This window comes from Nocardia sp. bgisy134, from assembly GCF_057708325.1.
This window is the reverse complement of record NZ_JBYIRW010000018.1, coordinates 150369-162178: the sequence shown is the minus strand read 5'-3', so window position 1 is coordinate 162178 and position 11810 is coordinate 150369. Positions and strand designations below refer to the sequence as shown.

The window sequence follows — 11810 nt, the reverse complement described above, 5'->3', positions numbered from 1 at the left end:
TCTGAGGTTCTGGAACCCGGTGCGTGCGCTCGAGAACAGCGCTGTGACGGCGCGCGACGCATGCCGGCAGCACCGAGGAGTGCTCGGCGTACGGAATGTGTGACATCGCCGCGGGCGAGAGCCCGGACGCGCGCGGCGGCCCCGCATCGGAACGCGGAACAGCGGCAGCACACGAACAGCGCGTTCGTGCACCGGGTGTGGGTGAAATCAGACGTGAACGAGGAGCGGCGGGCCCCGGGTGCGCAGCGTCTCGGCGGCGAGAATCCGCAGGATGACGCGATCGCGGTAGGTGGTGCGCAGCGGAGCCGCGTCCGGGATGACGAGTACGCGGTGGCGCACCGGCAGCACCCGGGCCAGGACGGCGGTGCCGATCCGATAGGCAGCCTCGGCGCCGCGGATGACGACCGCAGCCATGCAGGCGGCGACGATGTGCGCGGTCAGCATCTGCGGGGTCAGCTGGGTGTCGCCGTGATGCAGATGCCCGGAGCTGAAGCCCATGGCGACGTGGCCGAGCAGCTGACCGCCGACGAGCGCCGTGATCAGACCCGCCCCGGTGTCGCGCAACGGTGCGAGCCCGGCGACGAGCGCGCCGACGACCGCCGAGGCCGCGGCGAGCAGCGCGAGGGTGGTGCTGTCGGGGGCCATGCCGCCCGAGGCCCAGCCGTGGGCCGCGATGGAGACGGTGCCCGAGATCGCCCCGGCCGACCCGCCGCGCAGCCGCGCGACGGCGCTGCGACGTCCCGCAGCCGACCGGTCGAACTCGATACTCACCCGCTGATGATAACGGACGTGTTACTGGTCTCCGACCACGTCGGCCAGTTCCCGGAAACCGGTCTCGACCAGGCATTTCCGTCCGGAAGCTTTCGGGAGGCTCAGGTCCGGTCGGCCTTGAACTGGTTGATCGGGCCCTTGTCCATCCGCACCGCGACCCGGCCGTCGGGTTGCAGGAACACCGCGGGCCGGGATTCGGAGAACCGTTTGCTGTAGAGCTCCAGCCGTTCGATGAGCACGCCCTCGGGGCGGTTGTAGACGACGCCAGGCACACAGGTGAAGATCCAGCTGGACTTCTTCGCCTGATCGGCGGGTATCACCACCTGGTCGGCGCCGTTCTCGATGGCGAGCGAGACCCGGTATTTGAAGAACGATCCGGTGCCGTTGTTGATCGCGGAGTACGCCACCGGCACGATCGCGACGATCTCGGGTGCGAAGCGGACCTCGATGATCTCCTCGGTATGCCCGCCGCCGCGGCGGACGTGGCCCCGGCCGCGGTCGCCCAGATGACGAACCAGATCGCGATATTGCGGAGTGGCCGGGGTGTTCATGGCGTCGAACGTGGCCACGTGCACCACCTCGCCGGTGTTCAGCACGACCAGCGCGTAGGCCTCGTAGTCGGTGCCGCTGGCCCAGGCCACCCGTAGTCGGATCACCGGGGCCTTCTCCAGCAGCACCGGCGGGGCGTCCTTCGTCAGCGTGACCGCGCCCTTGGTGAAGTTCACGCCGGGTGGCGGCGGCGCAATCGGCTGGGGTGGCGCCGTTGGTTGAGGCGGCATCGGTTGGTGCGGCGGCATCGGTTGGTGCGGCGCTGTCGGTTGAGGCTGCGCCATCGGTTGGTGCGGCGTCATCGGCTGGGGCGGCGCTGTTTGCTGAGGCAGCGCTGTCGGTTGGGGCGGCGCTGTTGGCTGAGGCGGCATCATCGGGGGCGGCGGCATCGTCCCGTGCGGCGGTGCGGGCGGGATCGGCGGCGGTGCGGCGGGCGGCGGTGGAAGCGGTTGCGCAGCAGGATGATACGAGCCGATCGGCTGGCCGAAAACCGGGGCGGGAGGCGTACCCGCCGGTGACGAGGGCGGCGGGGAGGTCGTACCCGCGGACGGTCCGCCGGGTGGGGCGGCGGGCGGCGAGAAGGACTGTCCGGCGGGCGGCGGGAAAGGATGTGCGGCAGGTGGCAGGAAAGGATGTGCGGCGGGCGGCGGGGAGGTCGCACCCGCGGACGGTCCGGCGGATGGTGGGAAGGGCTGTGCGGCGGGTTGCGAGAAGGATTGCCCGGCGGGCGGTGGGAAGGGCTGTGCGGCAGGTGGCGGAAAGGTCTGCGCGGCAGGCGGAGTCGCCTGCGCTGCGGGCTCGTCGTCGACGGTGATCCCGAAATCGGTTGCCAGCCCCGCCAACCCGCTGGCGTAACCCTGCGCCACGTTGCGTAGCTTCCAGCCGCTCGCCCTGCGATACACCTCGCCGAGGATGACCGTGGTCTCCGAACTCAGTCCAGTGATGGGCAGATCGTGGGCGAGCCCGCCGTCCTCGGTGATGCGGACCGCGAGCGAGATGCCGCCGAACACGCCATTGTCCACCGACGCCGCGACCACCAGTCGGTCGGTCACCGCGCCGACGCTCGGTAGGTCGATGCAGATCGCGCCGTCGGTCAGGCGCACCGCCCCGTCCGGCGAGACGGGCTGGTTGTAGAAGACGAATTCGCTGTCGTCGCCGACCCTGCCGTGGTCGCGCACGCACAGTACCGAGAGATCGATGCCCGCGGGCGCCACAGTGACGTGCAATCGCCCGCCACCCAGCGCGACGTTCCCACCTTTACCGATCACACTGGACATCGCGCGCCCCTGTCCTCGAATTGCCCTCGCGCGCAAGCCTAATACGGGCCGACGGTGCCGGTCGACGGCCTGCGCGGCGCCCGTGCTCGTCGAACACGGGCGCCGCACAGGCGATCAGCGTGTATTCGTGCCTCTCAGCCCTCGATCTCCATGTCGATCAGCGGCTTGCGCAACAGCTTGCCGGTAGCGTTGCGCGGCAGTTCGTCGAGGAAGATCACCTCGCGCGGCACCTTGTAGCGGGCCAGGTTCGCCTTGACGTATTCCTTGATCTCCTGGGCATCGCGCTTGGACTCCGGGCCTGGTACGACGAACGCGCGCAACCGCTTTCCGTATTCGCGGTCGTCGACGCCGACCACCGCGGCCTCGAAGATGTCGTCGCGCCCGGCGATCAGGTTCTCCACCTCGAGCGGGAAGACGTTCTCGCCGCCGGAGACGATCATGTCGTCGTCGCGGCCGTCGATGTAGAGCAGGCCGTCGGCGTCGAAGTGCCCGACGTCGCCGCTGGACATCATGCCGTCGACGATCTCCTTGGTGCGTCCGTCGGTGTAGCCGGTAAACGCGAAACCGTTGTCCACGAAGATGGTTCCGGTGACGTTCGGCTGGGTGATCGGCTTGCGGTTCTCGTCGAGCAGCACGATGCGGATGCCGACGGGCGCGCGGCCCGCGGTGGTCGGCGCCTTGCGCATGTCGGCCGGGGTGGCGACGGTCATCACCGCGCACTCGGTGGAGCCGTACAGGTTGTAGAGGCTGTCGTTGAAGTGGTCGAGCGTGCGGGTGACCACGTCGGGCGCGATGGCCGAGCCCGCCGCGAAGATCACCTTGATGCTGCGCACGTCGTACTTGGCGAGCACGTCGTCGTCGAGATCGAGGATGCGCTGCAGCATGGTCGGCACGACCACCAGCGAATCGGCCCGGTACTTCTCGATATTGGCCAGCGTCTGCTCGGGGTTGAAGCGGCGCTGCTGGAAGATGACCCGATTGCCCAGCGCCAGGCCGAGGGTGAACTGGGAGAGACCGGTGCCGTGGAAGATCGGCGCGGCCATGATCATGGTGCCGTTGGCGGGCAGCGGCACCCGATCGATGAACTGCGCCGAGGCGAACGGGCTGACCCGGTCGCGCGGCGCGCCCTTCGGGGTGCCGGTGGTGCCGCTGGTCAGGATGACCATGCCGCCGGGCTTGTCCGGGGCGGGCAGCGGCGCGGTGGAGCGGCCGGCGGACAGCGATTCGACGGTCGGAATCGCCGGGTCGGCGTTGTCCTTCTCGTCGACCCAGGTGAGGATGCGCGGGATCTCGGCGGGAATGGCGCTCATCAGGTCGAGGAACTCGCTGTCGTGCAGCACGGCCTTGACCTTCTCGCGCGTGGCGACATCGGCGAACTGCGGCTTGGCGAAGCCGGTGTTCATCAGCACCGCGCGCACGCCCAGCTTGCCCGCGGCCAGCAGGCTCAGCACCATGCCGCGGTGATCGCGCGCCAGCACGGCGACCACGTCGCCTGCCCGGATGCCCTGCGCTTCGAGCCCGCGCGCGAAGGCGTTGGACTGCTCGTTGAGCCGTCCGAAGGTCACCTCGCCGCGCTCGTCCACGATGGCGGCGGCGTGCGGCCTGGTCTGCGCGGCGTGCATGACGACGCCGGCGAACGGACCGAACTTCAGCACGTTGAACGCCGAACGGGCGGCGTGGTCAGGGCGCAGCGGGTTGAACAGGCCCCGCTTGACCATGATGTTCACGCCTAGCGCGAGGTCACCGGCCTTGCGAACGGATCCGCCGAGCGCGGGAAAGGACAAAGACATAGAGGACAACCTTCCGCGGCCCATCCACCGGGACTCGGGGTGGTGTGGACCGCAACTTCGAGATCCAGTGCTGGTGCTAACAATAGCAAGCAACTGTTACCGAGTGTGTCATCCATCTCACCGCGTGGCGGTCTTGCCTTTCGGATACCCATCGGGTCGCGAATCGGGTTGCGCCGCAACGGCTCCGATTCGCGACCCGGATCGGGTCAGGCGTCGATCTTGTACTCCACGAGCACCCGGCGCAGCAGCTTCCCGGTGGGGTTGCGCGGCAGATCGTCCAGGAAAACGACCTCGCGCGGCACCTTGTACCTAGCCAGGTTGTCCTTGACGTAGGCCTTGAGCTCCTCGCTGTCGGGCGTGTGGCCGGGCTCGGGAACGACGAAGGCGCGCAGCCGCTTGCCGAATTCCACGTCGTCCACGCCGATCACCGCCGCGTCGAACACGTCGGGACGTTCCAGCAGCAGGTTCTCCACCTCCTGCGGGAAGACGTTCTCGCCGCCGGAGACGATCATGTCGTCGTCGCGGCCGTCCACCATCAGCAGGCCGTTGGCGTCGAAGTGGCCCACGTCGCCGCTCGACATGTAGCCGTCGATGATCTGCTTGTTCCTGCCGTCGGTGTAGCCCTCGAACGGGGCGCCGCTGCGCACGAAGATGCGCGCGGTGACATTGCGGTCGGTGACCAGCTGGTCGTTGTCGTCGTAGAGCCGCACGTCGCAGGTGATCGGCGGGCGGCCGACCGTGCCCGGCGCCTGCGCCAGTTCCTCCGGCTTGGCGATGGTGGCGATCGCGACCTCGGTCGAGCCGTACAGGTTGTGCAGCACGGGGCCGAACACCTCGGCGGCGCGGATGCACAGCTCGGGCGCCAGCGCGGAACCGGCGAGCACGATGGCCTTCAGCGAGGAGGTGTCGTACTTGGCGCGCACCTCCTCGGGCAGCTCGACCATGCGGTGCAGCATCGTCGGCACCGCGACCAGCATGTCGGCCTTGTGGTCGGACACCATCTTCAGGGTGGCCTCGGCATCGAAGCGGCGGCGCATCACGATCTTGTTGGACAGCACCGTGCCCACCAGCCAGGTGCCGAGGCCGGTGCTGTGGAAGATCGGCGAGACGATCACCATCGTGCCGAACTTCTGGAACGGGATGCGGTCGACGAACTGCGCGGTGGCCATCGGCGTCACCTTGGTGCGCGGCGCGCCCTTGGGCAGGCCGGTGGTGCCGCTGGTGAGGATGATGAAGCCGCCGGGCTTGGCCGGCGCGGGCAGCGGCTCGCTGGAGTTGGCGGCGATCAGGTCGTCGAAGGTCTTTGCGCCCTCCGGTAGCTGGGCGCCCTCGTCCACCCAGGTCAGGTAGCGCGGCAGGTCCTCGGGCAGCGCGTCGAGCAGGCCCAGGAACTCGCTGTCGTGCAGCACCGCCTTGACCTTCTCGCGGACGCACACCTCGGCGAACTGCGGCTTGGCGAAGCCGGTGTTCATCAGCGCGATTCGGGCGCCCAGCTTGCCCGCGGCGATCATCGACATGATCAGGCCGCGGTGGTCGCGTGCCAGCACGGCGATCACGGTGCCCTCGGTGATGCCCGCGTCGTGCAGGCCGCGGGCGACGGCGGTGGACTGCTCGTCCAGCTCGCGATAGGTCAGCTCACCGCGTTCGTCCGCGAGGGCGATCCGGTCCGGCGCGATGCGGGCGGAATGCCGGACCAGGGCGGCCTGCGGGCCGTAGATCCTGGTCTCCTTCATGGTGCGCAGGGTTTCCAGCGGTGCCTTGGGATCGCTGACTCCGCGAGACCGGAGCACCCCCAAAGCTTTCACAGTTTCCAGCGCACGCGCCACGCTCAATCCGAACACCTCCACTGAACTTCGCGTGGGCACTCGACCACGCGAACTCGGCTATGTGGATGCCTACCGTAGCAGCGAACGTGTGATGGGTCACATTTAAAGCCGACAAAGCGGACAATGGCATCTGACGGGGCTCAGCCGGCGCGGGTCTCTCCGGGCGGCGCCGTTGTCCTGCACCTGCGACCTCGCCACCTGACCGACCTGCTGGAAGACGCTGCCGCCCGGAGGAGACAAGAAGCGTGTCGAGGAATCTGACCCAATTGGAATTGCTGATCGAGCTGGAGCCGGTCGCCGAGCGCGAGCTGAACCGGCATCTGGCGACGGCCAGGGACTGGCACCCGCACGAGTACGTGCCGTGGAGCGAGGGACGCAATTTCGCGACGATGGGCGGCGCCGACTGGGCACCGGGACAGTCACGGCTGTCCGAGGTGGCCAAGGCGGCCATGGTGGTCAACCTGCTCACCGAGGACAATCTGCCCTCCTACCACCGCGAGATCGCGGAGAACTTCTCCAGGGACGGTGCGTGGGGCAGCTGGGTCGGCCGGTGGACCGCCGAGGAGAACCGGCACGGCATCACGATGCGCGACTACTTGGTGGTCACCAGGGGAGTCGACCCGGTCGCGCTGGAACGCGCGCGCATGGTGCACATGACCAAAGGCGCCGATACTCCCGCCACCTGGGACGACACCAACGTGCTCTACGGCCTGGCGTACGTGACGTTCCAGGAGCTCGCCACGCGGGTCAGCCATCGCAACACCGGCAAGGTGTGTGACGACTCGATCGCGGACAAGATGCTGCAACGCATCGCCGCCGACGAGAACCTGCACATGGTCTTCTACCGGAACATGTGCGGTGCCGCATTGGATCTCGCGCCGGATCAGACGCTGGAGGCGATCGCGACGATCGTGCGGAAGTTCCAGATGCCCGGCATCGGCATGCCCGACTTCCGGCGCAACGCCGTGCTCATCGCCAAACACGGCATCTACGATCTGCGTCAGCATCTGGAGGACGTGCTGATGCCGGTGCTGCGCCAATGGAATGTGTTCGGCCGCAATGATTTCGGCGATCGTGGTGAACGTTTCCGGGGGGAGCTGGGCGCGTTTCTGGAGAAGCTGGAGCGCGATGCCGCGCGGTTCGAGGAACGGCGCGATCGCATTCTGATGGCGGAGGCCGCCCGCCGATTCGAGGCCGAGACAGGCGATTCGGGGCGGGCATGAGAAGTACTGGTGTGCGGGGCGCGGCTGTGCGCGGCGGGGGCTCGGGTGTGCGTCGCGGAGGCGTGGCGGTCGCCGCCGCGACGCACGGCGGGATCAGTTGTAGATGGCGCCCATCGAGGGGATGGAGATGGTGCCGCGCTGGTACTGGAAGCCGTCCGGGTTGGTGTCGCTGACCGGGACCGACCAACGGTGCCACAGGGTTCCGTACACGGCCGAGACGATCATGCCGGGGCCGAGGGCGAGCGCCCTGGAGCGAATGGTGGTGTCCACCGGAACGTCCTCGTGCTCGTAGAGCACCTCGGTGCCGCTGCGGCCGTTGGACAGATTGACCCACAGCGCTTCCAGCTTGGCGCCGCCCTGGTTCGGCGAGATGGTGCCGGGGCCGCCGAAGAAGCCGAGGCGGAAGCCGTCGATGCCGAGCGCGATGCCCGACCCGTACATGCCTGGCCCTTCACCGCGCCCGATGTCGGACTGGGCCGGAACCTGGAACGGCTGGGCGGGCAGCGCGACCCGGCTGTTCGCGGGCATCATGCCCGGCATGGCGAGCAGGCGATCGATGGCCTCCTCCGCCATCGGATTGCCCTCCGCGGCCTCGCGCAGTTTCTGCACCGCGATGCCCCAATCCACGGTCGGAAGCTCGGGCTCCGCCGCTGCACTTCCGCTGAACACCGTCGCGAGAACGGCCGAAACGACCGCTGCCGCAGTGAGATGACGCTTGAAACTCAGTCGACGCATAACCAATCTCCTTGCCAGAGTCCTTGGTACAGCCCTTACTGAAATCAGCCCGCAGATCGCGGTAACCCTCGAGACCCTAGCCGATCCCCGACCCCCCTCCACAACCCCACCCCGAAACCGGAAAACCGGTGCGGGGCCACCCAACCCCGCACCGGTTTCGCCGTGTCTGCCGCTAGCGCGTCACTTCAGTTCGGCGCTGGTCTTGCCGAGCACCCGGCGTGCGACGATGAGTTGCTGGATCTGCTGGGTGCCTTCGAAGATGTCGAGGATCTTCGAGTCGCGGCCCCACTTCTCCAGCAGGGTGCGCTGGGAGTAGCCGATGGTGCCCGCCAGTTCGACGGCCTTGAGGGTGACGTCGGTGCCGGTGCGACCCGCCTTGGCCTTCGACATGGAGGCTTCCAGCGAGTTGGGCTTCTTGTTGTCGGCCATCCACGCCGCGCGCAGCGACAGCAGGTAGGCGGACTCGTAATCGGCTTCCATGCGCAGGAATTCGGCCGCCGCGGCGTGCTGGTTGATCGCCGGGGTGTCGTAGGAGATCTCGATACCCGCGCCGGTCAGGATGGCGCGCAGCTCCTCGAGCGCGGCACGGGCCACGCCGACCGCCATCGCGGCCACCAGCGGACGGGTGTTGTCGAAGGTCTGCATGACCCCGGCAAAACCCTTCTCCACGTTGACTTCCGGGCTGCCGAGGATGTTGTCGGCGGGAATCCGGCAGTCCTGCAACAGCAGCACGGCGGTGTCGGAGGCCTTGATGCCGAGCTTGTGCTCGAGCCGCGCCACCGAGAGACCCGGAGCGTCCCGCGGCACGACGAACGACTTGATCGCCGCGCGGCCAAGGCTCTTGTCGACCGACGCCCACACCACGATGTGGGTGGCGCGCTGACCGGCGGTGACGAAGATCTTCTCGCCGTTGAGCACCCATTCGTCACCGTCGCGCACCGCGGTGGTGGTGACGGCGGCGGAGTCGGACCCGAAGGACGGCTCGGTGATGGCCATCGCGGCCCACACCTTGCCGAACCGCTTCAGCTGCTCGTCGGTGGCGACCGCCGCGATGGCCGCGTTGCCCAGACCCTGGTAGGGGATGGACAGCATCAGGCCGACATCGCCCCACGAGGTCTCCAGCGCGTTCAGCAGCGCGGACATGTTGCCGCCGTTGGTGTTTCCGAGCAGCTCGGTGGCGTGTGTATCGGACGCCTCGGAGCGGCCGCCCGCGGCGCCGCCGATCTTCTGGGTGCCGGAGTCGGCCAGGCCCTCGACCATGGCGGCCATGGTGTCCAGCTCGACCGGGTACTGGTGCTCGGCGAGGTCGTACTTGCGCGAGATCGGCCGGAAGATCTCCGAGGCGACCTGGTGGGCCTGGTTGGCGCTGGCCCGCAGCTTCTTGGGGAGTTCGAGATTGATCATTGTGGAAGGTCTCCTGAAGGAACGAACAAGCCGGTCAGATGAGCACGACACCCTCGGCGACGCCGATGGCCCGCAGATCGCGGTACCAGCGCTCGACCGGGTGTTCCTTGGTGAAGCCGTGGCCGCCGAGCAGCTGCACACCGTCCAGGCCGATCTGCATGCCCTTGTCGGTGGCCAGCTTGCGGGCCAGCGCCGCCTCGCGGCCGAAGGACAGGCCCTGCTCGGCGCGCGACGCGCCCCGCAGGGTCACCAGTCGCAGGCCGTCGAGTTCGATGGCGATGTTGGCGACCATGAACGCGACCGCCTGGCGGTGCGAGATCGGCTCGCCGAACGCCTCGCGCTCGTTGACGTAGGGGATCACGTAGTCGAGCACGGCCTGGCCGGTGCCCGCGGCGAGCGAAGCCCAGCCGAGACGCGCCAGGCGCACCGCGTCGGCGTACTCCTCCGCGCGGGTCTTGGCGTCGCCGTCACCGAGGACGGCGTCGGCGCCGACCGCCACGTCGTTGAGCAGCAGACGGCCGATGCCCGCGGCGCGCAGACCCATGCTCGGATCGGCCTCGACGACAAGGCCCGGCGCGTCGGACTCGACGATGAACAGGGCGGGGCGGCCGTCGAGGTCGGCGGCGATCAGGAACAGCTCGGCGTCCGCGGCGGCGGGCACCAGGCTCTTGACGCCGTTGAGGCGGTAGCCGCTCGGCGAACGGGTGGCCTTGGTCTGCAAGGCGAACGGGTCGAACAGCGCGCGCGGCTCGTTGATCACGACCGAGGCCTGCGGGACGTTCTCGCCGGTGAAGGCGGGCAGGTAGGTCTTCTGCTGCGAGTCGGTGCCCCACTGGGAGAGCGCGACAGCGACGCCGCTCGGCGCCAGGATCGGCAGCGCCAGACCCATGTCGCCGTGCGCGAGCGCCTCGGCGACCATCGAGTTGGTGACCGCGCCGCGTTCGGAGGCCGCACCCTCGAGCTCCTCGGGCACGTTGATCAGGGTGATGCCGAGTTCGGCCGCGCGCTCGAGCAGGTCGCGCGGCGCCTTGGCGGCGTGGTCGGCCTCGTAGGCCGCGGGGCGCAGGATCTCGGCGGCGAATTCGCGCACCGTCTCGACGATCATCTGCTGCTCGTCGGACGGGGTGATGTCGAAGAGGTCCTTCTTCTTCGACTCGTTGTCCGCGAGCCGTTTCGGCGCACCGCCGCCCGCGATCTTGTTGAACGCGCGGGTGGCCGCACCCAGAGTGCGGAAGCCGGTCTTGGTGCCTTCGTAGGTGACCCGCTCGATCGGCTTGCGCAAGTTGTACTTCTCGGCGAGTTCCGACCCGGTGAGAGTCGTCATGGCCCGCATGGCGGCACCCATCCAGTCCCGCTTGGGCTGATTGAGGCCGACGGCGGACGTGTCTGGACGTCGCGTCGTTGCGCTGTCTCGAGTGCTCATCATCACCTGTTTTCTCGGGTGGGTGGGTGAGGTCTTGCCCCAGCTATCTTACTCCTGAGTAAGGCTATCTTACTCCAGAGTAAGAAGGCCGTCGAGCGGCCGTCGATCCGATGCTGCCGGAGGTTGGCCGTGGCCGACGCTCCGGTGCGCGAATCGCGTCTCGATCCCAGGTGTGGGCCCGATTCTTCGTGACGGCTCACGATTGCCACGTAGTGAAACGAATGTACTTCACAATGCGCTGGATTCGGCTACGGTGTCGGCACGTTTGTCTGCCCCCGAGATGGAGGTCTTGTTCATGAAGCGGCTTGTGGTAGTGGCCGGGTTCGCGGTGGCGGTCGGGTTGGGCGCACCGGCGGCGATCGCCGCGCCGGGTCTGCCGTTGGTGCCCATCGATGTGGATCCCGGCGGGCCGCCGCGGGTCGATTTCGGTTCCGGCGCACCGGTGGTGGACTTCGGCTCCGGTGAAGCGGGGACGGGTATCGACCTCGGTTCGGGCGAAGTCGGTTTCCCGTCCGGCTCGGCGGGCTCGGGCTCCGGCGGATCCGGATCCGCGTCGGGGTCGGGTACCGGCTCGGCGCGGCCCTGACGGAAACGGCTCCGTGGGACCGTCGTGTCGGATGATGTGAGGGTCCCGCGGGGCTGGCCGCGGTGGTGCCGTCCGTTCGGAGTGTTGTGTTTCTTGGGCCGCTGTGCTCTCGAGACACTGTGTTTCTCGCGACTCTGTGTGGGACGCTGTGTTTCCTCGCGATGCTGTATTTCTGCGGTACGCAGTGCGTCGGTCGCCGGAGACGCGGGGTTCGTGTGATGTGGCC

Annotated in this window: 9 protein-coding genes; 2 read left to right on the top strand and 7 right to left on the bottom strand. The window is 68.3% G+C overall.

Annotation, left to right across the window (positions count from 1 at the left end; translation table 11 throughout):
• Positions 1-207: 207 nt before the first annotated feature.
• The 4 genes from AC3ERS_RS28125 to AC3ERS_RS28110 all read right to left on the bottom strand — a co-directional run bounded on the left by AC3ERS_RS28125 (position 208) and on the right by AC3ERS_RS28110 (position 6219).
• On the bottom strand, positions 208-771 hold the full coding sequence (locus AC3ERS_RS28125) for a hypothetical protein (protein ID WP_431971110.1): 564 nt from the start codon (positions 769-771) through the stop codon (positions 208-210).
• 101 nt (positions 772-872) lie between these two features.
• A complete protein-coding gene (locus AC3ERS_RS28120) occupies positions 873-2597 on the bottom strand; it encodes a TerD family protein (protein ID WP_431971109.1) in 1725 nt (574 codons plus the stop codon).
• A gap of 134 nt (positions 2598-2731) precedes the next feature.
• Positions 2732-4387 (bottom strand): acyl-CoA synthetase, encoded by a 1656-nt coding sequence (locus AC3ERS_RS28115; RefSeq protein ID WP_431971108.1) that lies wholly within the window; start codon positions 4385-4387, stop codon positions 2732-2734.
• A 206-nt stretch (positions 4388-4593) separates the two neighbouring features.
• Positions 4594-6219 (bottom strand): acyl-CoA synthetase, encoded by a 1626-nt coding sequence (locus AC3ERS_RS28110; protein WP_431971107.1) that lies wholly within the window; start codon positions 6217-6219, stop codon positions 4594-4596.
• A gap of 239 nt (positions 6220-6458) precedes the next feature.
• Between AC3ERS_RS28110 and AC3ERS_RS28105 the strand changes: the two genes are divergently transcribed.
• Positions 6459-7436 carry an acyl-ACP desaturase gene (locus AC3ERS_RS28105; RefSeq protein WP_431971106.1) on the top strand — a complete coding sequence of 326 codons (978 nt, stop codon included), beginning with the start codon at positions 6459-6461 and terminating at the stop codon, positions 7434-7436.
• Positions 7437-7529: 93 nt separating this feature from the next.
• Here AC3ERS_RS28105 and AC3ERS_RS28100 read toward each other — a convergent pair whose 3' ends face one another.
• From AC3ERS_RS28100 to AC3ERS_RS28090, 3 genes are all read right to left on the bottom strand, one after another.
• Positions 7530-8171 carry a hypothetical protein gene (locus AC3ERS_RS28100; protein ID WP_431971105.1) on the bottom strand — a complete coding sequence of 214 codons (642 nt, stop codon included), beginning with the start codon at positions 8169-8171 and terminating at the stop codon, positions 7530-7532.
• 180 nt (positions 8172-8351) lie between these two features.
• Positions 8352-9575 (bottom strand): acyl-CoA dehydrogenase family protein, encoded by a 1224-nt coding sequence (locus AC3ERS_RS28095; RefSeq protein ID WP_431971104.1) that lies wholly within the window; start codon positions 9573-9575, stop codon positions 8352-8354.
• 34 nt (positions 9576-9609) lie between these two features.
• Positions 9610-11004, bottom strand: coding sequence for an acyl-CoA dehydrogenase family protein (locus tag AC3ERS_RS28090; protein ID WP_431971103.1), 1395 nt, complete (start codon positions 11002-11004; stop codon positions 9610-9612).
• A gap of 289 nt (positions 11005-11293) precedes the next feature.
• Between AC3ERS_RS28090 and AC3ERS_RS28085 the strand changes: the two genes are divergently transcribed.
• Positions 11294-11584 (top strand): hypothetical protein, encoded by a 291-nt coding sequence (locus AC3ERS_RS28085; protein ID WP_431971102.1) that lies wholly within the window; start codon positions 11294-11296, stop codon positions 11582-11584.
• Positions 11585-11810 lie beyond the last annotated feature (226 nt).